Below are 22,224 nucleotides of genomic sequence, written 5' to 3'. Positions count from 1 at the left end.
GCGTACGCCGAGCTGCCATCGAAACGAAACGGTTTCGTACGTGTCCCCCACCACACCTCCCTGGCGCGGGCGCCCTCCGCAGCCCCCCCTCTCCCACCCGCCCACCCGTGACCGCCCTCGCGGGACGTGGCCGCTCCCCGCAGGGGCTGGCCGCCATCGGCGACTGCCGGTCCGTGCGGGCTTCCCTCTCCCACCCGCCCACCCGTCACCGCCCTCGCAGGACGTGGCCGCTCCCCGCAGGGGCTGACCGCCATCGGCGACTGCCGGAGCGCCCGACGCCCGTCCCATCCAAGCCCGTCCGGCACTTGGGCCCCGGAAAGGGCGGGTGGGTGGGGAATCAAGCCCGTCCGGCGTTTGAGGACAAGGCGCGCAGCGCCGATACGGGGGCCGGGGCGGAGCCCAGGGGAAGGGCGAGGCGCGTGGGGGTGCGCCTGGTCTGCTGGGGGCGCCCGCGCCAGGGAAAAGTTGCTGGGCGCCCCGCCAGAGAAAAGCATGGGACCGTGACCCAGGCGTACCTCCGCTTCCCGCACCTGAGTGGTGACCGGCTGTGCTTCGTCACCGAGGACGACCTGTGGGTGGCCCCCCTCCACCCGGACGGGGCCCGCACCCGCGCCTGGCGGGTGACCGCCGACCGCACCAAGCTCGGCCACCCCCGCTTCTCCCCCGACGGCACCCACATCGCGTACACGAGCTGGCGCAGCCTCGACCCGGAGATCCACCTCGCGCCGGTGGACGGCGGCCCGGCGCGCCGCCTGACCTACTGGGGCTCCACCGACACCCGCGTCTGCGGCTGGACACCCGACGGGCAGATCCTGGCCGTCTCCTCGCACGGCCAGCCGTTCGCGCACTTCTGCTGGGCCTACAGCGTGCCCACCGACGGCTCGCCCGGCGGCAAGCTGCCCTGGGGGCCGGTGCACGACATCGCGGTCGCCGACGTCGACGGGGACCGCAGGACCCTGCTGCTCACCGGGAAGCCGCCGCACGAGCCCGCCGCCTGGAAGCGCTACCGGGGCGGCGCCACGGGCCGCCTGTGGCTGCACGGCGAGCGCCTCCTGGAGGACATCGGCGGGCACCTGGACTCGCCGATGTTCGTGTCGGGGCGGATCGCGTTCCTCTCCGACCACGAGGGCGTCGGCAACCTGTACTCGTGCCGCCCCGACGGCACCGACCTGCGCCGCCACACCGACCACGACGCCTGCTACGCCCGGCACGCGGCCAGCGACGGCACCCGCGTCGTCTACCAGTGCGCGGGCGACATCTGGCTGGTGGAGGAGCTGACCGCGGACAGCGTCCCGCGCCGCCTCGACGTGCGCGTCGGCGGGCCCCGCGCGGGCCGCCGCGGCTACCAGGTCCCGGCCGCCCACCACGTCGACGCCCTGTCCGTGGACACCACCGGGCGCGCCAGCGCCGTATCCGTGCGCGGCAGCCTGTACTGGCTCACCCACCGCGACGGCCCCGCCCGCACCATCGCCGACACCCCCGGCGTGCGCGTGCGGCTGCCGGAGATGCTCGGCACCGGCGGCCAGGTCGCGTACGTCACCGACGCCGAGGGCGAGGACGCGATCGAGATCGCCTACCTGCCCCGGGCCAGCGGCGACCGCGAGCCGCGCAGGCTGGCCGCCGGGCGGCTCGGCCGGGTCCTGGAACTGGTCTCCGACCCGCGGGGCGAGCGGCTGGCGATCGCCGCGCACGACGGGCGGCTGCTCCTCGTGGACGCCACCGAGGACTCGGGCGGCGAGGTCACCGAGCTGATCCGGTCCATCAACGGGCCCGTGCGCGACCTCGCCTTCTCGCCCGACGGGGCCTGGCTCGCCTGGTCGCACCCGGGCATCGGCCGCTCCCTGCGCCAGATCAAGCTGGCGCGGATCGAGGGGCCGGGGGCGCGCACCGTCATCGACGTCACCAACGGCCGCTTCGAGGACGAGAACCCCGTGTTCACGCGCGACGGCCGCTACCTGGCGTTCCTGTCGTGGCGGGGCTTCGACCCGGTCTACGACGTGCACACCGGCGACCTGTCCTTCCCGCTGGGCTGCCGCCCCCACCTCGTACCGCTGTCGTCGGCGACGCCGTCGCCGTTCGCGCTGCTGCCCGACGGGCGGCCCGCGGCGGGCGGCCTCGACCCCGGTGACGAGGAGGCGGGGGACGGGCAGGTGACGGTGGAGGCGGAGGGGCTTGAGAGCCGGGTGACGCCGTTCCCGGTGTCGGCGTCGAAGTACTCGGCGCTGTACCCGGTCGCCGGGGGCGGTCTGGTCTGGCTGCGCTGGCCGATCTCCGGCGCGCTCGGTGAGACCTTCGCCAACCCGGCCGACACCTCGGGCCGCCCCACCCTGGAGCACTTCAACATCGCCAAGGCGAAGAAGTCCGAACTCGTCGACCACCTGGACTGGTTCGCGGTCAGCGGCGACGGCTCGCGGCTCGTCGTCGTGGACGAGGGCGACCTGCGGGCCGTCCCGGCCACCGAGCCCGGCGACGGCGACTCCACCGTCTGGATCGACCTGCGCCGCGTGCTGCACGAGGTCGACCCGGCCGCCGAGTGGCGCCAGTCCTACGAGGAGGCCGGGCGGCTCATCCGCGCCTACTTCTGGGACCCGGGGATGTGCGGCATCGACTGGGACGCGGTCCTCGCCCAGTACCGGCCGCTGGTCGAACGGGTCGCCTCCCCGACGAGTTCGCGGACCTGCTGCGGGAGGTCCTGGGCGAGCTGGGCACCTCCCACGCGTACGTGTCCGCCGCCCGCCGCAACGAGGGGCCGCCGCACTACCAGCGGGCCATCGGGCTGCTCGGCGCCAACCTGGTGTGCCGGGACGGCGACTGGGTGGTCAAGCGGATCCTGCCCGGCGAGTCCTCCGACTCCAAGGCCCGCTCGCCGCTCGCCGGTGCGGGCATCCGCGAGGGCGCGGTGCTCACACACGTCGACGGGCGGCCCGTCGACCCGGTCGCGGGCCCCTACCCGCTGCTCGCCGCCGCGGGCGGCACCACGGTCGAGCTGACCTTCACGCCCGCCGAGGGCGAGGGCCGCGCGCGGCGCGTGGCGATCGTGCCGCTCATCGACGAGCGGCCGCTGCGCTACCAGGACTGGGTCGCCAAACGCCGCGAGGTGGTACGGGCGTTGAGCGGCGGCCGGTGCGGCTATCTGCACATCCCGGACATGGGCGGCTCCGGCTGGGCCCAGTTCAACCGCGACCTGCGCCTCGAAGTCTCCCGGCCCGCCCTGATCGTCGACGTACGGGGCAACGCGGGCGGCAACATCAGCGAGCTGGTCGTGGAGAAGCTCACCCGGAAGATCCTCGGCTGGGACCTCACCCGGAACGCACAGCCCGTGTCGTACGCCTCCAACGCCCCGCGCGGCCCGGTCGTCGCCCTCGCCGACGAGGCCACCTCGTCCGACGGCGACATGATCACGGCGGTGTTCAAGCTGCTCGGGCTCGGGCCGGTCGTGGGGCAGCGCACCTGGGGCGGCGTGGTCGGCATGACCGGGCGGCACGTCCTGGGCGACGGCACCGTGATCACCGTGCCGATGAACGCCGGGTGGTTCGACGCGTACGGCTGGTCCGTGGAGAACCACGGCGTCGAGCCCGACCTGGCGGTCCTGCGGACGCCGCTCGACTGGGCGGAGGGGCGGCACGCACAGCTCGACGACGCGGTGCGGCTCGCCCTCGACCTGCTCGCCGAGCGTCCGGCCGCGTCTCCTCCCGGGTACGAGGACGTGCCCGACCGGCGGCGGCCCCCGCTCCCGCCCCGGACCTGACGCCGCCTGAACAGAGCGTCACTGATCGAAATGCGCTGCTTGTACGGGTATGTGAGTCTGGTCGAGGCCCAATCCCCTCACCCACCAATGGGAGTGAACCTTCATGGGCATCAAGGACCAGTTCCAGGACAAGGCGCAGGAGCTCTCCGAGAAGGCCAAGCAGGCCGCGCAGCGCGGGAAGAGCGAGGCGGGCGAGCGCTCGTCGCAGGCCCCCGGCACGCGCGAGCAGCAGTCCCAGGAGTCCCTGGACGACGCGCAGCGGGAGGCCGAGGAGCGGTGATCGCTGGGCGCTGTGCCTGAGCAGTACGCGAGTTGGGGCCCACCTTCCCAGGCGGGCCCCAACCCACGCCCCCCCAAGCCCTCTCCCACCCACCCACCCATGACCGGCACCACCACGGCAACGCCCCGGGACCTTTCCCACCCACCCACCCGTGACTGGCACCACAACGCTCACGCCGGGAAGCTTTCCCACCCGCCCGCGACGGGCGTGCACGACGGCAACGCACCTGCCTCTCCAGCCCGTCCGGCGTTTGAGGACGAGGCGCGGAGCGCCGATACGGGGGCGAGGGGCGGAGCCCCAGGAGGGCGGGCGGGTGGGGAGAATCAAGCCCGTCCGGCGTTTGAGGACGAGCGCGCCAGCGTGAGGAAAGGGCGGGTGGGTGGGGGTGAGAGCCCGCCCGGCGTGTGAGGGCGAGCGCGTCAGCGCGAAGGGCGGTTCAGGGCCCAGGGGCCAGGCGACGCGCCTCGTCGGCGGCACCACCCGCCCCGACCAACCCCCTGCCGACCTCCCCCAGCCGCGGCTCAAGGCGCCGGATCTCGCGCTGCCCCACGGTGGCGATGACCCCGGGAAGGTAGGGGCGGACGCCCTGCATGCCCCGCAGCCACCACTGCCCGTAGACGTGGGCGGCGCGCCGCTCGATGCCGGAGACGAGGCGGTCGACGGCGGGCCCGGGGGTACGTCTTGTTGGCGGGCCACGGCAGCCGCTGCCGCAGCTCCCGCATCACGTCGTCGCGGTCGGCGCCGCGCACCATGTCGGTGTCGGTCCAGGAGAGGTACCCGACGCCCACCTTGACGCCCTTGTAACCGACCTCGGCGCGCAGCGCGTGCGCGTACGCCTCCACGCCGGACTTGGACGCGCAGTACGCCGTCATCATGGGGGCGGGCGTCATCGCGGCGAGCGAGGCGATCTGGAGGAGGTACCCGCGGCTCTCCATGAGGACCGGCAGGAAGGCCCGCGCGGTCACCGCGCTGCCGATGAGGTTGACCTCGATGACCCGCCGCCACGCCTCGGGGTCCGACGCCGCGAACGGACCGCCGCTGGCCACACCGGCGTTGGCGACGACGACGTCGACCTTGCCGAACCGCTCCTTGACCTCCGCGGCGACCCGTGCCATCGCCTCGTGGTCGGTGACGTCGGCGTGCCAGTGGCCGCTCTCGCTGTGCAGCCGCTCGCCGACCCGCTTCAGCTCGTCCGGTTCGAGGCCGACGAGCGCGACCTTCGCGCCGCGCGCCGACAGCTTCCGGGCGAGGAGTTCCCCGACGCCCCGCGCGGCTCCCGTGACGACCGCGACCTGCCCTTCCAGGCTCACCCTGCTCACGCGCCCTCCCTCACCTTCCCGTAGGTCTTCCCGTACGTCTCGACCAGTTCCGTGATGGCGGCCGTGACCGCCTCCGGCGCCTCGACCGGCGTCATGTGCCCGACCCCCGCCAGCTCGGTCAGGCCGAGGCAGTGCGGCAGCGCCGCGGCGATGCGCCGGGCGTGCACCGGCGGTGTGAGCCGGTCCGCCGTCCCGGCGAGGACGGCCGTCGGCACCGTCAGGCCGCCCACCTCGGCGGCGAGGTCCAGCGCGTCGAGGACGTGCGCCCAGCGGTAGCGCACCACGCGCGGGCAGGCGTGCACGATCCGCGCGCAGACGTCGACGCGCTCGGGCGCCGTACCGGGGCCCATCGTCGCGTACTTGAGCGCGCGCCGCGCCAGCGGCGTGACCGGCCCCATCGGCATCCGCGCCCCGAGCAGCCGCCGGGTGAGGCGGGTGCGCAGCGCGCCCGCCCGGAGCGGCACCACCAGGGAGTCGGCGACCAGTTGGGAGCTGCCGGTGCTGCACAGCAGCGCCGCCGCCGCGTGCTCGCGCACTCCCGGTCGCGCGGCCGCCGCCATGAGGGTCATGGCGCCCATGGAGTGCCCGACGAGCACCGCCCGCTCGCCGGGGGCGAGGGTCGTGGCGAGGACGGCCTCCAGGTCGTCGGCGAGCGCCCGCGTGCTGTACCCGGCGGCCTCCACGGGCGCGTCGCTGCGCCCGTGGCCCCGCTGGTCGTACGCGATGACGCGGTACGACGCCGACAGGTCCCGGATCTGCGCGGCCCAGAACGCGGTGGAGCAGGTCCAGCCGTGGGCGAGGACGACGGCGGGCGCGCCCTCGGGGCCGTGCGCCTCGACGTGCAGGCGGGCGCCGTCCGCGGAGACGGCCGTCAGTTCGCGCGCGGGGGCGGGCAGCGCGAAGGGGCCGGTGGCGGCGCGGGTCCGGGGGCTCACGCGGTCACCTCGGCCTTCGCGCCCCGGCCGCCGCGCGCCGCGCGCCCGGAGGCCGCGGGCGGGCGCAGGACCTCGTACTCGTTGAGGTCGACGCGCCGCGTGGCCGCGCGGAACTCGGTCGTCGTACCGGGCCAGACCGTGGTGTTGACGCCGTTGGCGTCCAGGTACCAGCTGGTGCAGCCGCCGGTGTTCCACACGGTGCGCTCCATGCGCTGCTGCACGCGGCGGTTCCAGGCGCCCACGGCGCTGGGGCGTGCGGCGAGCGCGGCCCGGCCGCCGAGGACGTCCAGCTGGCGCAGGTAGTCGGCGAGGTAGTTCAGCTGGGACTCGATCATCAGGATCATCGAGGAGTTGCCGAGGCCGGTGTTGGGGCCGATGACGGTGAGGAAGTTGGGGAAGCCCGCCGCGGTCGCGCCGCGCAGCGCCTTCATGCCGTCCTTCCAGCTCTCCGCGAGGGTGCGGCCGTCGTCGCCCACGACGCGGTCGGCGATCGGCATGTCGGTGACGTGGAAGCCGGTGCCGAAGACGATCGCGTCGGCCTCGGCCTCGGTGCCGTCGGCGGCCACCAGGGTGGAGCCGCGCACCTCGGCGAGGCCGCTGGCGACGACGTCGACGTGCGGCTGCGCGAGCGCCGGGTAGTAGGTGTTGGACAGCAGGATGCGCTTGCAGCCGATGCGGTAGGTCGGGGTGAGCTTGGCGCGCAGCTCGGGGTCCTTGATGGCGCGGGCCATGTTCCGCTTGGCGAGGCTCTCGATCAGGCCGAGTTCGTTGGGCCGCTTGGTGAACGCCTGCACCTGGAGTTCGCGGATGCCCCACAGCAGGCCCCGGCGCGCGTACGTGGTGAACGGCAGCTGCCGGTGCAGCCAGCGCTCCACGCGGGTGATCTCCCGGTCGGTGCGCGGCAGCACCCACGGCGGGGTCCGCTGGAACAGGGTGAGCCGGGTGACCTCGCGCTGGATCTCCGGCACGATCTGGATCGCGGAGGCGCCGGTGCCGATCATCGCGACGCGCTTGCCGCGCAGGTCGTAGCCGTGGTCCCAGCGGGCGGAGTGGAAGACCTTGCCGGGGAAGTCGGCGAGGCCGGGGATGTCGGGCGTCTTGGGGTCGGACAGCGGTCCGGTGGCGGAGACGACGACGTCCGCGGTGAGGGTGCCGCGGCTGGTCTCCACGTGCCACAGCAGCTTCTCGGTGTCCCAGCGCATCCGCCGCACCTCGGTGTTCAGGCGGATGTGCGGGCGCAGCCGGAAGGTGTCGGCGACCCGCTCCAGGTAGTCCCAGATGTGCTCCTGCCCCGAGAAGGTGCGCGGCCAGTCGGGGTTGGGGGCGAACGAGAACGAGTACAGGTGCGAGGGCACGTCGCAGGCGCAGCCCGGGTAGCTGTTGTCCCGCCAGGTGCCGCCGACCGCACCGGCCCGCTCCAGGACGACGAAGTCGGTGACGCCCTCCCTGCGCAGCCGGACCGCGGCCCCCAGGCCCCCGAACCCGGACCCGACCACCGCCACCCGCACGTGTTCACTCCCGGCCATGCCAACGCCTCCCGAGATCCCAGCGACTCTGCCAGTAACCACTGGCACAATCGGGAGCGTAGAACAGCCGCGTACTCATGGGTAGGGGTCGGGAGGGGAAAAGTTACCGCCAGTACGGCCCCGGCGCGGGGGTGCCGTCCCGGCATAGGCTTCCCCCGTGGCAGACGACGGGGCGGACGACGTGGCAGACGGGGCCGGGGTGCGCGAGTACCGCATGGAGGAGCTGGCCAAGGAGGCCGGGATCACCGTGCGGACCGTGCGGTTCTACCGCGAGCGCGGGCTCATCCCGCCGCCGCGCCGCGAGGGCCGCATCGCCTGGTACGACGACCACCACCTGGCCCGGCTGCGCACCATCGCCGCCCTGCTGGAGCGCGGCCACACCCTCCAGGGCATCGCCGAGCTGGCCGAGGCCTTCGAGAACGGCCGCGACGTCGCCGAACTCCTCGGCATCGACGGCCCGTCGGAGGAGACCCCCGTCCGCCTCACCCCCCAGGAGCTGGCCGACCGCTTCGCGGGCCAGGTCACCCCGGAGAACCTCGCCGCCGCCCTGGACCTCGGCTACCTGGGCACCGACGGCGACGACATCGTGCACATCAGCCGCCGCCTCCTGGACGCCTCGGCGGACCTGGTGCGCAAGGGCGTCCCGCTGGCCGACGTCATGGCGGCGGGCCAGCGCGTGCGCGAACACGCGGACGCGCTGGCGGAGCTGTTCGTGGCGTTCGCCCTCACCCACGCCGCCGAGCACCCGGAGCTGACCGTGGACGAGCTGCGCCCCCTGGCCAAGGCCGTGGTGGAGGCGGAGCTGTCCCTGGCCCTGGACCGCAGGCTCAGCCGCCCCTGAGGGTTCCTGGGCGGCGGGCCCGGCCGGGCGCGAAGGGCTTCGGGCGGCGGGCCCGCCAGCCCCGGAGGTTCCGGGCCGTCAGCCCCCGAGGTTCCGGGCCGCCAGCCCCGGAGGTTCCGGGCCACCAGCCTCAGAGGTTCCGGGCAGTCAGCTCGGCAGCCACCAACGGGCCTTGTAGATCCCGCCCTTGACCAGAGTGTACTCACCGGTCGGCCGGTGCACGGAGACCTTGGTGGTCCACCAGGTCTCCCCCAGGCCGCCCTCCGGCACGGTGCTGAGCACCTGCCCGGTGCGCGGGTCGCTGCCGACGGCCTTCACCTTGGCCCGGTCGATCAGCTCGTGCCCCGGGTAGTCGCGGACGAAGACCCGGCGGCGTACGTCGTACTGGAAGACGCTGGCGTTGGTCGTCACCCACAGCCGTCCGGGCCGCCCCGCCACGGGGAACAGGTCGTGGCCGCCCGCCGTCCGGCCCGGCACGGCCACCGGCAGGGCGACGGCGGAGACCTGGGTGAGGGCGGGCCGCGCGGGCGTGCCGCCGACCTCGTACGTCACCAGCTCGTCGTCGCCGACCGCCCAGAGCACGCGCCGCGCCCGGTCCCAGTGCAGCCCGTGCGCGCCCTTCAGCGGCGCCTCGGCGTACCGCGCGGCGTCCGGCCCGCACGAGGCGGCGTACAGCCGCACCAGCGCGCCCGTGCTGCACGCCACCGCCACGTTGCCGTCGGGGAGGATTTCGGCGCTGTGCGGGTTGAACAGGTCGTCGCCGGGCCCGATGGCCGTGCCCCAGTAGCGGCGGCCCGTCGGGTACTCCACGGCGGCCACGAACCCGAAGGACGCCGTCGTCAGGACCAGGGTCCGGCCCCGGTGCCGCCGCGCCTTCGCCTCGCAGGGGTAGATCCAGCTCGCGGCGGGGTCGAGGTCCGCGTACCGCGGGTCGCCGAGCGGCGAGAACCGCCAGCGCACCACGGACGGGTCGGCGGCCGGGTCCCACACGCGGCGGCGCGGGTCGAGGACGAGCAGCCGCCGGGTGGCCTGCTCGGTGACCAGGACGGGCGGGGTGCCCGGGGGACACCCCCGGCGGCGGCGTCGGCCGGGGACGCCAGCCCCGCCACACCCGCGGCGGCGCCCGCCGCGCCGATCAGCATCCCGCGTCTGGACAGCTCAGCAGCCATGAAGTCCCCTCGCACGACCAGCGGTTGACGCACCTGTCAGGTACGCGCTCGCAATCTGCCATGCCGTACGAAGCCGAGACACCCCTCCGCCGGACTTTTCACCGGCGGTTCGCCCACCGGAACCAGTCCGTCCTACTCGTAGACGACCGTCACCGGCGCGTGGTCCGACCAGCGCTCGGCGTGCGTCGCGGCCCGCTCCACGTACCCCTTGACCGCGCGCTCCACGAGCCCCGGCGTCGCCACGTGGTAGTCGATGCGCCAGCCCGTGTCGTTGTCGAAGGCGCGGCCCCGGTAGGACCACCACGAGTAGGGGCCCTCGACGTCCGGGTGCAGGGCGCGCATGACGTCGCCGTACTCCGCGAAGACGTCCGACATCCAGGCGCGCTCCTCCGGCAGGAACCCGGAGTTCTTCTTGTTGCCCCGCCAGTTCTTGAGGTCGGCCTCCTGGTGGGCGATGTTCCAGTCGCCGCACACCAGGACCTCGCGCCCCTCGGCGGCGGCGCGCTCCTTCAGCTCCTTCAGGTAGGCGAGGAACTCCCCCATGAAGCGGATCTTCTCGTCCTGCCGCTCGGTGCCGACCTCTCCGGAGGGCAGGTACAGGCTCGCGACGGTGACGCCGGGCAGATCCGCCTCCACATAGCGTCCGCTCGTGTCGAACTCCGAGGAGCCGAAGCCGACCCGCACGCGCTCCGGCTCGCGCCGCGAGTACAGCGAGACCCCGGCGCGGCCCTTCGCGGCGGCCGGGGCGTGCGTCACGTACCAGCCCTCGGGCTCGCGCACCTCCTCGGGAAGCTGCCCCGGCTCGGCCCGCACCTCCTGGAGGCACAGCACGTCCGCGGCGGTCCCGGCGAGCCACTCCACGAAGCCCTTCTTGGCGGCGGCCCGCAGCCCGTTCACATTCACGCTGGTCACAGTGAGCATCCCGGCACCCTACCGGCCCCGGCGCCCCCACCCGGCACACTGGATCCAGCCACCGAACCACCCGCATAAGGATACGATCCACAGCATGGACATACGCCAGGTCGCCTTCGACCACCCCGACGCCGTCAAGCTCAACGACCGCGTACAGGCGGAGTACGCCGAGCGCTACGGCGACGGAGGCGACGTCACCCACCTCGAACCGTCGATGTTCAAGCCGCCGCGGGGGCTCTACCTGATCGCGTACGACGCCTCGGACGCGCCCGTGGCGACCGGCGGCTGGCGCGCGATGGACGCGAACGGCGAGGGCTATCTGGACGGCGACGCCGAGATCAAGCGCATGTACGTGGTGCCGGAGGCCCGCGGCCTCGGCCTCGCCCGGCGCGTCCTGGCCCTCCTGGAGGAGGACGCCCGCGCCGCCGGACGGCTGCGGATGGCCCTGGAGACCGGCACGAAGCAGCCCGAGGCGATCGGCCTGTACACCTCCAGCGGCTACGAGCCGTGCGCGATGTTCGGCCACTACCGCGACGAGCCCCTCAGCCGCTGCTACGCGAAGCCGCTGCGCTAGGCGCCGGACCGGTGCGGGCCGGGCCGCCTTTCGGCTGCCGCCGCGTCGCGGCTGGCCGCGCGGTTCCCCGCACCGGCCTGTGTCGTGGGCCACAACGCGAAGATCCCGCCCGATCGGAACGATCGGGCGGGATCTTCATGTGCAGTGGGGTGTTCACGAGTGCCTTTGACCTGCACTCTCGCAGCCACCCGGAGGTCTCTCCCCGCGCTTCCAGTGATCATTCCCCGTGCATCGGTGTGATTGTCAGTGGCCGACCGTATGGTGCGACCACCATCTCGGAGGGGGGCAAGGGTGGGGTTTTCGGGTGATCTGCTCTTCGGGCGCAGTGAGCGTCTGCTGCTGGAAGCGTCGATGTTCGGTAAAGCGCGGGAAGACGGGGGCCAGGTGTCCACTTCGGCACGCTGCTGGACCGGCTGGGCTTTCCCCAAGCGGTCGGGCCCGAAGGACACGACTGAGCACTCCTTTCCCGGCGCGTCGGCACGACTGGCCGCCTAACTCCTCAACTGCCAGACAGGGTTGCCCATTTGGCTGTCTGGCATGGCTGGCGTTCCCTACGATGTCTGGCGTTGCGCCGACATGCTGGCGGTTCGGGGAGGGCTGATGGTGTCCGGTGAGGCGGTAGCGGTCGAGGGGCTGCGCACGGCTGTCGATTTCTACGCCGATAAAGCAGCACGTCTGCGACAGCAACGAGTGGACCTGGAGAAGGAACTGGCCGAAGTCGATGCCGAGTTGTCCAGGACCTCCGCCGCGCGTGATCACCTGACGGCTGCTTTGGAGGAGATCACGGCTGGTGCGGAGAGCGGCCCTGAGGTTCCTGCCGACCAGCCCGGTGGCCCAGGCGTCCATGCGGAGAAGCCGGTCACGGATGTGCGTGGGCCAGTGGGATCAGCGGGGGCTCAGGAGCAGTCCACTGCCTCGCCACGGAACCGTCAGCTGGGTCAGCAGGTACTGCATGTGCTGGCCACCGCAGGGCGGCCGTTGCATGTGAAGGAGATTACGGAAGCCATCGGAAGACCGGTCTCCGGGAAGCCGGGGACGGCCGCGATCGAGACGATCCGGAAGACTTGCAAGCGGCACGTCACGCAGGGCAGGGCTGTTGAGCTCAAGGCCGGGGTTTTCGAGATCGCCCCTGGCGGTGGCGGGCATGTGAAGGGGGCCGCCTAGCGACTGCCCTCTCGTGAGAGTCCCCTCCTCCCGTCGCGGGGAGGAGGGGACGGGTTCCGTTGAGCTTGGACCCTCTTCGGAACCTATGACGTGGACCCCTTGTCAGTGGCTCACGCTGCTCCCGAGGCTAGAGCAACTGCGCTCGTCCCGGGGGCGCGTGGCCTATTTTGTCGTCCCCTGAGCCGGTGATGCCTGGGGACGGAAGGGCCTTTTCCCATGCGTATGCGGCATTCCTCCGCTGGAGGGGTACAGCGGAACGGCAAGGAAGTTCTCCAGGCGGGCAACGGTGGCGATGTCGGGCCAGCAGCGGCCGGCCAGCAGGTCAGCGATGGCCTGCCGGTTGACTCCGGAACCGGCAGCGACCTGCCGCAGGCTCCGCTTCTGGGCGGCCAGGGCGCCTTCAAGGGCACGGGCGATGAGCTGTACCACGGCACCACCGGGATCACTGAGCCGAGCGTGGGGCCAGGCTTCCGGATCGTCGGCAAGCTCGCGCGGCGGGGTTCGCCGTTTCATGCCACCGACCATGCAGATGCGCTCCTTTACGTGAAGATCGTGACCGACCCCTTCTCTGGCTGCTTGAACAGCCAGTGGAGTTGGTCCGTGATGCTGAATGCGCAGGTATCCGCCCATATCCGCGACTACCGTCCCCGTCTGCCCGTCGCACGATGGGAACCAGTGGCCGCACACGTGCGGGCGGTGGTCGCGGCGGTAGCTCCGGGCACCTGCGATACCGCGCGGCGGCTGCTGTATGCGGTGAGCCGTCTGGCGGTGTGGGCGGACTCCGTCGGCCTGCCGCGCGATCCGGGGCTGTGGCTGCGGACGGAGACCATCGACCGGTTCATCCTGAACGGCCTGAGCGGCCAGCCTGGCGGCACAGTTCAAACGTGCCGCTGCTGGCTGCGGCGCGCCCGGGAAGCGGTCGTGTGGGTCCAGCGAGGCGAGGCCCCACCCATCCGGATCAAGGCGAACCGCGCGCCCCGGCCTCCGTATGGGGAAGGTGAGTTGGCGGCGTTGCGCAGGTGGGCCGGGCTGCTGCCGGGCCGGGCGCGGCTTGATGGTCTCGCCTTGATGGCCCTGGCCTCCGGCTGCGGGCTGGCCCCCGGCGAGCTCAGGGCGGTCCGCGGCCGTGATCTGCGGGCCACGCCACAGGGTGTGGTCGTGGTCGACGCCCCGTGGCTGGACCGGCTGGTGGCTTGCCGCGCCGAATGGGAGGAGTGCCTGGCCGAGCTCGCCGAACTGGCCGGTGATGCCTATCTGTTCCGGCCGGGCCGGAAGGTTGAGGCTGCGAAGAACCTGGTCAGCTCGTGGCCCGCCCGGCACCGCCCACACGCCGGACTGCCCCGCCTGGAGGCGCGACGGTTGAGGACTACGTGGATCGTGGAGCTGCTGCGGCAGCGCATCGACCCCGTATTGATCGCACAGGCTGCGGGGATGGCCTCGGCCGCCGCGCTGGCGCCCTACTTCCACTGGGTGCCCCCGCTCTCACCCGAGCAGGCCGCCGAACTGCTGCGGGGAGGCCAACAGTGATGCCTCGTCCCGGGACTGAGGGCTCCGACACGTGCGGTGAGCGGATCCGGCGGCTGCGGCCCAAGCCTCCTCTGAGCGGCATGCCTGTGATCCCAGACTCCAAGGTGGGCCAGCTGCTGACCCTCCTGGACCACTCCGGCGTCCCGCAGGAGCTGGAGCAACTCCTGGCCGATCGCCCCGGTCCCAAAGGCATTCGGCCCCGAGTGGTGCTGGTCGGGCTGATGTTGTCCGCGTACTACACCGGCCGGGCTACTATCGCCGACGCCTGGCGTCAGCTCCACTACGGCCTCGACCAGCGGGCCCGCACATGGCTCGGCATCCCGGACCGGCCGCCGAGAAGTCCGCAGGAGCGCGTTGCCTCCAGCAGGCGCCTCTACCGAGGCTTGGAGGCAATCACCACGGTTATGGACCCGGCTCGCCACGACCGCCGGGCTCGGCTGCACCAGCGCCACGGGGACTTCGTCGCGGCCTTGTGGGACAGCCCCGAGGGCCGCCAGGCCGCCGCCCGGCTTCAGCAGTTGGCCAACCGGCTGGTCCTCACCACGGTTCGCATGGCCCAGCACCGCGGGCACCTGAGCGGCTGGAACGGCGACGTCGGCGTCGACGCAACCGGCATCCCGGTGCTGGCCCACCCGCACAGCCGCCGCCTCGGCCTTGCTTCCAGCGAGGTCACCGCTGGCTGGCACTTCAAGGGCGGCACCAACGACGACCCCATCTTCGGATACAGCGCCACTCTGGCCATCGCCGCCCACCATCGCGACCCCGGCGACGCCAGGACCCTGCCCCGCTACCCCCAGCTCTGCCTGGGCTTCGAACTCGACACTCCCACCGTTCGCACCGGCCCCAACGCCATCACCGTCCTGACCCAGCTCACCGCGCTCGGCCTGCCCGCCGGCATCCTCGCCGCCGACCGTGCTTACACGAACTGTGCCCCTGACACCTTCCAGGCTCCCGCCCGTCGTCTCGGCTACCGCCTCGCCTTGGACTACAAGGCGAACGAACGCGGCCTCCAGGGCAGCTGGCACGGTGCCCCGCTCGTCGACGGTTGTCTGACCTGCCCACTTATCCCCGCCCCGCTCATCCACGCCACCACGGGCATGAGCGACGAGACTGTCCGCGATTACGGGGACGGCCTCCGCGAGAAGATCGAAGCTCGCAGGCCGTTCCGCCTCAAGCTCAAGCAGGGCCCCGACCGCCGTGGAGCCATCCGCCTCCAATGCCCGGCCAGCGGCCGGTCCCCGTCGGTCAACTGCCTGCGCCGCGACCGCCTGCAACCCCAAGCTTCGGCGGGCGGCGCAATGCCCAACCGCGTGGTCGACCTCACCATCCCGCGCCCCCGCACCGCCCCGGACGCAGCCCGCCCCAGCGTCCCGCTCCCCGCGGACGAGTACGCCACCTTGCCGCCACAGGACACGCTGCCCCGCATCTGCCAGGCCGGATCGATCACCGTCCCAGCCGACTCCGAAGCCGACCATCGGCTCGCTAAGTACCGTCAGGACGTCCCCTACCTCGACGCCCCGTGGCGCAACAGCTACCGGCCCATCCGATCCCACAACGAGGGAGCGAACGGCCGCTTCAAGAGCGGGCGCCTCGACATCGGCAACCCCAAACACCGACCCGCTTCCGGCCAGGTCGCCCAGACCCTCCTGCTGGCCGTCATGCTTACCGTCGCGAACCTGATGGTCCTGGAAACCTGGCTCACCGAACGCGACGGTCCCGACGAACTCGCTGACGCTGACTTCGCTGCGAGCGGCCCGCTGCCCCCACTCGTCGATCCGAGCAGGAAGAGCCGCACGTCGGCCGGGCGACCGCCGCCCCCACACACCCACTGACAAGCCTCGCGCGGAACAACTCCACACCAGCCCAGCACGCCGATCTCCCCGATCTGCGTGCTTCCCCGTGCCTGGACACCGGCGAATAGGCGCAGCAGACTCTCCGCATCGTCCCTCCACCCGCACCCAGACCTCCCGCACAGCCCAGAAACGCAGAGATCCCGCCCGATCGAAGTGATCGGACGGGATCTCGTCACCGCTCTACGAGCTGACTCGTGAACGGCGCTGCAGTGGACCTGAGGGGATTTGAACCCCTGGCCCCCTCGATGCGAACGAGGTGCGCTACCGGACTGCGCCACAGGCCCTTGCAACGAGTGAAACTCTAGCATCCCCATCGGGGTGCTTGGAAATCCGTTCCCCGCTGGTCAGCCAAGCCTCGGTGGCGGCTCATTCGTTGGCCGCGCGCGGGCGGCCGTCCGCGCCGTCGTCGTACTGGTCGAACAGCGGCGTGCGGCCGCGCTCGCGGGACCGGCGGGCGGAGGCCGCGCGGCGGGCGTCGCTGCGGCCGTCGTCGGTGGCCTCGTCGGCCTCGGGGCGGGTCTCGCCCGCGGGCCCCTCGGCGCGCCGGTCCGGCGCGCCCCCCTCGCGGGCGGCGGCGGCCGGTTCGGCGGCGCTGGACCGGGCGGAGCTCCACGTGTCGGGGGCGCCGAGGTCGACGCTGCCGGTGGCGCGGGGGGCGACGGGCGCCGTCACGTACGTCGGCAGCGGGACGGGGACCGGGTCCCAGCTCTCGCCGCGGCCGGGGCCCCGGCGGCGCTCGCGCTGCTGGTCGACCCACTCGGCGTGGTCGGTCTGCTCGACGAGGGCGCGCCGGTCGGCGGCGAGCGCGGACAGGCCGGGGTCGGCCTCCTCGGCGGGCTCCTGCGGGGCGGGCTCGGCGTCCTGGTGCTCGTGCCGGTGCGGCTGCCGCTCGCGCAGGCGGCGCGCGGCGGCCTCGGCCCTGCGCCGGTCCATCGTGTACGTGAAGCGGCGCCGCTCCTGGCGGCGCAGATAGACGATGTACGCGCTCAGCAGCGCCGCGGGCACGCCCGGCGCCCACAGGAACGGGACCCCGCCGACGGCGGCGACGACCGCGCCGAGCGTGAAGGCGGCGAACAGCAGCACCGTGGTGCGCCGACGGCGGGCGAGCACCTTGGAGCGGCGGGCCCGGGCGGCGGCCTCGGCGGCGCGCGCGGCGGCCTTCCCGGTGCCGGGCCGCGGGGCCCGCGGGCGGCGCGCGGCGGAGCCCGCGGGGGCGGGCTTCGCGGCGGCGGGCCGCGCGGGGTCGGCGGCGGGCCGCGCGCGCTGCGTCACGGCCTCCGGATCCACCCGGGGGCGTCCTCGGACTCCTCCGGAAGCACGGCGAAGGCCCGGACGTCGACCGAGTCGGTCACGGCGTCCGGGTCGGCGCGCGACGCCTCCTCCTCGGGCGAGCGCGCTTGCAGGTCCTTGGCGTACCGGCGCTCCATCCCCGCCCGTCCGGAAAGCAGCCGGATGGCGGTGCTGAAGCGTTCCGTCGGACGGGCTTCGTTCAGCTCGTCCTGCCTACGGAGCCACATCGGCACCAAGTAGGCGGCCCAGGCCCCGACGATGACTGCGTAGAAGAGGCCGCTGCTGCTCACGCCTCACACGGTAGAGGGGTTTTGTCGAGGCCATCGGCCAATTGGGCCGGTGTGTCGCACGATCTGGCTGATATCTCGAACTTTTTTTGTGACTGGTGCGATCAACAGCCCTATGGCAGGGGGAATTTAACGGTCCCTCACCGATCAATTTCGAACAGGTATTTCATTTATGAGAGTGGCAGCATCCGGCCGCCACGGGGCCTCGCCGCGCCGCGCCGGGCCTCACCTGGGCCGCCCTGGGCCTCACCTGGGCCGCGCTTGTCCCCACCTGGGGCGAGGCGTCCTGGGTCCTACCTGGGGCGCCCTGGGTCCCACCTGGGCCGCCCAGGGCCCCTGATGCCGCCCGGGGCCCACCGGGCGCCCGGCAGGCGGCCGTTCGGCGCCGGTCAGGCCGTCTTCCGGGAGCGGGCCTGGTGCCAGCGGCGCAGCAGCCCCTCGGGGACCTCCTCCGCGGTGAGCGCGAACACGAGGTGGTCGCGCCAGGCGCCGTCGATGTGAAGATACCGTGGACGCAGCCCCTCCTCGCGGAATCCGAGTTTCTCCACGACCCGGCGGCTGGGCGCGTTCTCGGGGCGAATGCAGACCTCGACGCGGTGCAGGCCGACCGTGCGGAAGCAGTGGTCGACGGTGAGGGCGACGGCGGTCGGCATCACGCCGCGGCCCGCGACGGACTCATCCACCCAGTAGCCGATGTGCGCCGAGCACATGGAGCCCCAGGTGATCCCGGCGACGGTCAACTGCCCGACGAGACGCCCCTGGTAGTCGATGACGAACGGCAGCATCCGGCCCGCGTTGGCCTCCGCCCGCAGATGGCGGACCATCTGGCGGTACGTGGGCCGGTGCGTGACGGGGCCGCCCGGCGTCGGCGGCGGGATGGTGGCCTCCCAGGGGCGCAGCCAGTCGCGGTTGCGCCGGTTGACCTCGCGCCAGGCGCGCTGGTCGCGCAGCCTTATCGGGCGGAGGACGACATCGCCGTCCGTCAGCTCGGCGGGCCAGCTCGGGCTGTTCAGCTCGCACCCCCGTCGCTCCGCGGGTGGTCGCCGCCGCGCAGCTGGTCGACGGCGTGCGCGAGCAGCGGCGTCAGGACGGCGAGGCCGTCGCGTACGCCGCCGGAGGAGCCCGGCAGGTTCACGATGAGGGTGCGGCCCGCGACCCCGGCGAGGCCCCGGGACAGCGCGGCCGTCGCCACCTTCTCGCGGCCGTGGGCGCGGATCGCCTCGGGGATGCCCGGCACCTCGTGGTCGATGACGCGGCGGGTGACGTCGGGCGTGCGGTCGGTGGGCGAGATGCCGGTGCCGCCGGTCGTGAGGATCACGTCGTACCCGGCCGCCACTCCGGAGCGCAGGGCCTCCTCCACGGGGTCGCCGTCGGGCACGACCCGCGGCCCGTCGACGGCGAACCCGAGCGCCGCGAGCCCCTCGGCGAGGATCGGGCCGCCCTTGTCGGCGTAGACCCCGGCGGCGGCGCGGTTGGAGGCGGTGACGACGAGGGCGCGGTAGGGGGGCGCTTCGGGGCGGTCGGGGGCGTGGGGGGTGCCGTGCCGGGCCGTTCGCGGGGCCTCCGCGCCGTGGGGAGCGCCGTGGGGGGCGCCGTGGGGAGCGCCGTGCGGGGCCGCCCCACCGTGGGGCGCGTCCCCGCGCTGCCGGGCGTCCGCGCCAGGTCCCGCGCCGCCGGGCGTGTCCGATGGGGATCCGTGGGGCGTCATGCGGCCGTTCCTTCCTCCGTGCCGCCGGGTGCGGTCCGCGGCGGGGCGCTCGACGGGGCGGGGCGCGCCGGGGCGTCCAGGGGGTGCGGGAGCGGTCCGGGCCGCCCGGTCCGGTGGGGGTGCTCACGCCTGGCCCTCACGGCTCCAGGTGCCGGACGTGCCGCCGGTCTTCTCCTCCACCCGGACGTCCGTGATGACGGCGCCCTTGTCGACGGCCTTCACCATGTCGACGACCGTGAGCGCGGCGACGCTCACCGCGGTGAGCGCCTCCATCTCGACGCCCGTGCGGTCCGTCGTCCTCACCGTGGCGACGATCTCGACGGCGTCGTCCGCGACGGACAGGTCGACCTTCACTCCGGAGACGGCCAGCGGATGGCACAGGGGGATCAGGTCGGGGTGCGCTTGGCGCCCATGATGCCCGCGATGCGGGCCGTCGCCAGGGCGTCGCCCTTGGGCACCCCCTCGCCGCGCAGCAGCTCGATCACGCGGGGCGCGACCAGGACACGGCCGCTGGCGCGCGCGGTGCGCGCGGTCACGGCCTTCTCGGATACGTCGACCATGCGGGCCGCGCCCGCCTCGTCGATGTGCGTCAGTCGCTGCTGCGTGCTCATGTGCTGTGGCGCTCCCGGTCCGGGCCCCGCGCGTGCGCGGGCCTGCTGTGCGCGACACCGTACCGTCCGCCCGTCGCGCGCTCGCGCCCCACCCGAGGCACCCGGCCATTGTCCCCGCCGCGCCGCGCCCCGTCCCCGCGCGGGAGGGGCGTCAGCGCAGCAGGACGACGTCCACCTCGGCCCCCGGGGCGAGGGACGTGGTGTCCTCCGGGACGACGATCAGGGCGTCCGCGCGGGCGAGGGCAGCCACCAGGTGCGACCCGGCGCCGCCGACGGGCGTCACCGTGCCCGCGTCCGCGTCGTGGCGGCCGCGCAGGAACTGGCGTCTTCCGGACGGCGAGGTCAGCGCCTCGTCGGCGGCCAGGCGGGCGCGGACCGTGGGCCGCCGCACGTCCGGCAGCCCCATCAGGGCGCGCACCGCGGGGCGCACGAACAGCTCGAAGGAGACGTACGACGACACGGGGTTGCCGGGAAGCGCGAGCAGCGGGGTGTGGTCGGGGCCGATGGAGCCGAAGCCCTGCGGCTTGCCGGGCTGCATGGCGAGCCTGCGGAACTCGACGCCGCCGCCCGCTCCGAGCCCCTCCTCGTCGTCGGGGTCGCCGATGGCCGCCAGGGCCTCCTTGACGACGTCGTACGCCCCGACGCTGACGCCGCCCGTGGTGACCAGCAGGTCGGCGCGGATCAGCTGGTCCTCGATGGTGGCCCGCAGCGTCTCCGCGTCGTCGGTGACGGCGCCCACGCGGTAGGCGATCGCCCCGGCGTCGCGGGCCGCCGCGGTGAGCGCGAAGCTGTTGGAGTCGTAGATCTGGCCGGGGGCCAACTCCTCGCCGGGCTGGACCAGTTCGCTGCCGGTGGACAGGACGACCACGCGGGGCGGGGCGCACCTTCACCGTGCCCCGGCCGATCGCGGCCAGCAGGGCCAGCTGCGGGGCGCCGAGGACCGTGCCCGCGGTCAGGGCGCGGTCGCCCGCCCTGGCGTCGCTGCCCTGGGCGCGGACGTGCGCCCCGGCCGCCGCCGGGCGGTGGACGCGGACCTCTCCGCTGGCGCCCTCGGGGGCCGCGCTGTGGGCGCGCATGCCCGTGACGGGGCCCTCGCCGAGGCCGCCGTCGGTCCACTCCACGGGGACGACCGTCTCGGCGCCGGGCGGCAGCGGGGCGCCGGTCATGATGCGGGCGGCCTGGCCCGCGCCGACAGTGGGCATCTCGCCCTGGCCCGCGGCGACGTCCCCGATGACCGTGAGGACGGCGGGGAACTCCGCGGACGCGCCCGCGACGTCGGCGACGCGGACCGCGTACCCGTCCATCGAGCTGTTGTCGAACGGCGGCAGCGGGACGGGCACCGTGACGTCCTCGACCAGGACGCAGCCCTGGGCGTCGAGGAGGGGGAGCTCGATCGGTTCGAGCGGGCGGACGGCCGCGAGGATGTCGTCCAGGTGCTCGTCCACCGTCCAGAGCGCGGGCCCCGAGGGGTCCCGGTCCGGGGCTCCGGTGTCGTGGTGCGTCGTCGCGCTGCTGCTCAAGTGCTACATCTCCTCGGTGACGTAACGGCGAAGCCAGGCCTTGAAGTCGGGGCCCAGGTCTTCACGTTCGCACGCGAGTCTGACAATGGCACGCAGATAGTCGCCGCGGTCTCCGGTGTCATAGCGGCGGCCGGTGAAGACCACGCCGTGCACCGGGCCGCCGGTCTCCCCCGCGGCGTCAGCCGCCGACTCATGCGTCGCGGCGAGCTGCTGGAGCGCGTCGGTGAGCTGGATCTCGCCGCCGCGGCCCGGCTCGGTGGTGCGCAGTATGTCGAAGATGTGCGGGTCCAGGACGTACCGGCCGATGATCGCGAAGTTCGACGGGGCGTCCGCCGTGTCCGGCTTCTCGACCAGGTCGGTCACCTTGACGACGTCGCCGTCCTCGGTGGCCTGGACGGCCGCGCACCCGTAGAGGTGGATCTGCTCCGGAGCGACCTCCATGAGCGCGATGACGCTGCCGCCGCGCTGCTCCTGGACCTCGACCATGCGCGCGAGCAGCGGGTCGCGCGGGTCGATCAGGTCGTCGCCGAGGAGTACGGCGAACGGCTCCCGGCCGACGTGCGGAGCGGCGCACAGGACGGCGTGACCGAGCCCCCGGGGGTCGCCCTGGCGTACGTAGTGCATGGTCGCCAGGTCGCTGGACTCCTGGACCTTCGCGAGCCGGGATTCGTCGCCCTTCTTCGCCAGGGCGGACTCCAGCTCGTAGTTGCGGTCGAAGTGGTCCTCCAGGGGACGCTTGTTGCGCCCCGTGATCATGAGGACGTCGTCCAGGCCCGCGGCGACGGCCTCCTCGACCACGTACTGGATCGCCGGTTTGTCGACGACCGGCAGCATCTCCTTGGGCGTGGCCTTGGTGGCGGGCAAGAAGCGCGTACCGAGACCGGCTGCCGGGATGACAGCCTTGGTGATCTTGACGGGGGACTCAGTCATGCCCGTCACCATATCCGGTGCCTATGTGAA

At 73.4% G+C, this 22,224-nt stretch carries 14 protein-coding genes, 1 tRNA gene and 5 pseudogenes; 7 read left to right on the top strand and 13 right to left on the bottom strand.

Going from position 1 to position 22,224, the window contains the following annotated elements:
- Positions 1 to 500 precede the first annotated feature (500 nt).
- Both ACOBQU_RS22540 and ACOBQU_RS22535 read left to right on the top strand, forming a co-directional pair.
- A pseudogene (locus ACOBQU_RS22540) lies at positions 501 to 3,748 on the top strand (S41 family peptidase).
- A 103-nt stretch (positions 3,749 to 3,851) separates the two neighbouring features.
- Positions 3,852 to 4,028: a hypothetical protein gene (locus ACOBQU_RS22535; RefSeq protein WP_423629114.1), complete on the top strand. Its 177-nt coding sequence runs from the start codon at positions 3,852 to 3,854 to the stop codon at positions 4,026 to 4,028.
- Between the two features lie 436 nt (positions 4,029 to 4,464).
- Here ACOBQU_RS22535 and ACOBQU_RS22530 read toward each other — a convergent pair.
- The 3 genes and pseudogenes from ACOBQU_RS22530 to ACOBQU_RS22520 form a co-directional block, all read right to left on the bottom strand.
- A pseudogene (locus ACOBQU_RS22530) lies at positions 4,465 to 5,347 on the bottom strand (SDR family oxidoreductase).
- A complete protein-coding gene (locus ACOBQU_RS22525) occupies positions 5,344 to 6,282 on the bottom strand; it encodes an alpha/beta fold hydrolase (protein ID WP_423629113.1) in 939 nt (312 codons plus the stop codon). The pseudogene ACOBQU_RS22530 and the gene ACOBQU_RS22525 overlap by 4 nt, the downstream one beginning before the upstream one ends.
- Positions 6,279 to 7,808: a flavin-containing monooxygenase gene (locus ACOBQU_RS22520; protein ID WP_423629112.1), complete on the bottom strand. Its 1,530-nt coding sequence runs from the start codon at positions 7,806 to 7,808 to the stop codon at positions 6,279 to 6,281. Before ACOBQU_RS22520 ends, ACOBQU_RS22525 begins: the two co-directional genes overlap by 4 nt.
- Before the next feature lie 181 nt (positions 7,809 to 7,989).
- On the opposite strand from ACOBQU_RS22520, the gene ACOBQU_RS22515 reads away from it, so the two are divergent.
- Positions 7,990 to 8,649, top strand: coding sequence for a MerR family transcriptional regulator (locus ACOBQU_RS22515; protein ID WP_423634642.1), 660 nt, complete (start codon positions 7,990 to 7,992; stop codon positions 8,647 to 8,649).
- A gap of 147 nt (positions 8,650 to 8,796) precedes the next feature.
- Here ACOBQU_RS22515 and ACOBQU_RS22510 read toward each other — a convergent pair whose 3' ends face one another.
- Together ACOBQU_RS22510 and ACOBQU_RS22505 are read right to left on the bottom strand one after the other, a co-directional pair.
- Complete coding sequence (locus ACOBQU_RS22510) at positions 8,797 to 9,639, bottom strand: DUF6528 family protein (protein WP_423629111.1); 843 nt, start codon at positions 9,637 to 9,639, stop codon at positions 8,797 to 8,799.
- Between the two features lie 311 nt (positions 9,640 to 9,950).
- Positions 9,951 to 10,739, bottom strand: a complete 789-nt coding sequence (locus ACOBQU_RS22505) for an exodeoxyribonuclease III (protein ID WP_423629110.1) — start codon at positions 10,737 to 10,739, stop codon at positions 9,951 to 9,953.
- A gap of 85 nt (positions 10,740 to 10,824) precedes the next feature.
- Between ACOBQU_RS22505 and ACOBQU_RS22500 the strand changes: the two genes are divergently transcribed.
- A complete protein-coding gene (locus tag ACOBQU_RS22500) occupies positions 10,825 to 11,304 on the top strand; it encodes a GNAT family N-acetyltransferase (RefSeq protein ID WP_423629109.1) in 480 nt (159 codons plus the stop codon).
- A 537-nt stretch (positions 11,305 to 11,841) separates the two neighbouring features.
- Positions 11,842 to 12,468, top strand: coding sequence for a hypothetical protein (locus ACOBQU_RS22495; RefSeq protein WP_423629108.1), 627 nt, complete (start codon positions 11,842 to 11,844; stop codon positions 12,466 to 12,468).
- A 162-nt stretch (positions 12,469 to 12,630) separates the two neighbouring features.
- On the opposite strand, the gene ACOBQU_RS22490 is transcribed toward ACOBQU_RS22495, so the two are convergent.
- Positions 12,631 to 12,981, bottom strand: a complete 351-nt coding sequence (locus ACOBQU_RS22490; protein WP_423634640.1) for a helix-turn-helix domain-containing protein — start codon at positions 12,979 to 12,981, stop codon at positions 12,631 to 12,633.
- 30 nt (positions 12,982 to 13,011) lie between these two features.
- Here ACOBQU_RS22490 and ACOBQU_RS22485 point away from each other — a divergent pair, with 30 nt between their 5' ends.
- Both ACOBQU_RS22485 and ACOBQU_RS22480 read left to right on the top strand, forming a co-directional pair.
- Positions 13,012 to 13,995, top strand: coding sequence for a hypothetical protein (locus ACOBQU_RS22485; RefSeq protein ID WP_423629107.1), 984 nt, complete (start codon positions 13,012 to 13,014; stop codon positions 13,993 to 13,995).
- 80 nt (positions 13,996 to 14,075) lie between these two features.
- The gene (locus tag ACOBQU_RS22480) at positions 14,076 to 15,827 is read left to right on the top strand and encodes a hypothetical protein (protein WP_423629106.1); all 1,752 of its coding nucleotides are present in this window, start codon (positions 14,076 to 14,078) and stop codon (positions 15,825 to 15,827) included.
- A gap of 231 nt (positions 15,828 to 16,058) precedes the next feature.
- On the opposite strand, the gene ACOBQU_RS22475 is transcribed toward ACOBQU_RS22480, so the two are convergent.
- The 7 genes and pseudogenes from ACOBQU_RS22475 to galU form a co-directional block, all read right to left on the bottom strand.
- Positions 16,059 to 16,132: transfer RNA gene (locus tag ACOBQU_RS22475), tRNA-Ala, on the bottom strand.
- An 82-nt stretch (positions 16,133 to 16,214) separates the two neighbouring features.
- Positions 16,215 to 17,428, bottom strand: a pseudogene (gene glpR, locus ACOBQU_RS22470) (gephyrin-like molybdotransferase receptor GlpR).
- A gap of 386 nt (positions 17,429 to 17,814) precedes the next feature.
- On the bottom strand, positions 17,815 to 18,438 hold the full coding sequence (locus ACOBQU_RS22465; RefSeq protein WP_423634638.1) for a GNAT family N-acetyltransferase: 624 nt from the start codon (positions 18,436 to 18,438) through the stop codon (positions 17,815 to 17,817).
- Complete coding sequence (locus tag ACOBQU_RS22460) at positions 18,435 to 19,133, bottom strand: MogA/MoaB family molybdenum cofactor biosynthesis protein (protein ID WP_423629105.1); 699 nt, start codon at positions 19,131 to 19,133, stop codon at positions 18,435 to 18,437. The genes ACOBQU_RS22465 and ACOBQU_RS22460 overlap by 4 nt, the downstream gene beginning before the upstream one ends.
- Before the next feature lie 123 nt (positions 19,134 to 19,256).
- A pseudogene (moaC, locus tag ACOBQU_RS22455) lies at positions 19,257 to 19,744 on the bottom strand (cyclic pyranopterin monophosphate synthase MoaC).
- Between the two features lie 151 nt (positions 19,745 to 19,895).
- Positions 19,896 to 21,189: pseudogene (glp, locus tag ACOBQU_RS22450) on the bottom strand (gephyrin-like molybdotransferase Glp).
- Positions 21,190 to 21,267: 78 nt separating this feature from the next.
- The gene (gene galU / locus ACOBQU_RS22445) at positions 21,268 to 22,194 is read right to left on the bottom strand and encodes a UTP--glucose-1-phosphate uridylyltransferase GalU (RefSeq protein ID WP_423629104.1); all 927 of its coding nucleotides are present in this window, start codon (positions 22,192 to 22,194) and stop codon (positions 21,268 to 21,270) included.
- Between the last annotated feature and the right edge of the window lie 30 nt (positions 22,195 to 22,224).

The sequence above is a fragment of the Streptomyces sp. G45 genome (assembly GCF_049542095.1).
Lineage (GTDB): Bacteria > Actinomycetota > Actinomycetes > Streptomycetales > Streptomycetaceae > Streptomyces.
The sequence above is the reverse complement of the archived record's forward strand: the minus strand, read 5'-3'. Positions and strand labels throughout refer to the sequence as shown.

What these genes read in the sequence shown, in the direction of transcription:
- ACOBQU_RS22460 (WP_423629105.1), bottom strand. Translation starts at nt 19,133, where the DNA reads ATGACGCCCCACGGATCCCCATCGGACACGCCCGGCGGCGCGGGACCT.
- ACOBQU_RS22520 (WP_423629112.1), bottom strand. Translation starts at nt 7,808, where the DNA reads ATGGCCGGGAGTGAACACGTGCGGGTGGCGGTGGTCGGGTCCGGGTTC.
- ACOBQU_RS22535 (WP_423629114.1), top strand. Translation starts at nt 3,852, where the DNA reads ATGGGCATCAAGGACCAGTTCCAGGACAAGGCGCAGGAGCTCTCCGAG.
- galU (WP_423629104.1), bottom strand. Translation starts at nt 22,194, where the DNA reads ATGACTGAGTCCCCCGTCAAGATCACCAAGGCTGTCATCCCGGCAGCC.
- ACOBQU_RS22495 (WP_423629108.1), top strand. Translation starts at nt 11,842, where the DNA reads ATGGCTGGCGTTCCCTACGATGTCTGGCGTTGCGCCGACATGCTGGCG.
- ACOBQU_RS22490 (WP_423634640.1), bottom strand. Translation starts at nt 12,981, where the DNA reads ATGAAACGGCGAACCCCGCCGCGCGAGCTTGCCGACGATCCGGAAGCC.
- ACOBQU_RS22480 (WP_423629106.1), top strand. Translation starts at nt 14,076, where the DNA reads ATGCCTGTGATCCCAGACTCCAAGGTGGGCCAGCTGCTGACCCTCCTG.
- ACOBQU_RS22505 (WP_423629110.1), bottom strand. Translation starts at nt 10,739, where the DNA reads ATGCTCACTGTGACCAGCGTGAATGTGAACGGGCTGCGGGCCGCCGCC.
- ACOBQU_RS22500 (WP_423629109.1), top strand. Translation starts at nt 10,825, where the DNA reads ATGGACATACGCCAGGTCGCCTTCGACCACCCCGACGCCGTCAAGCTC.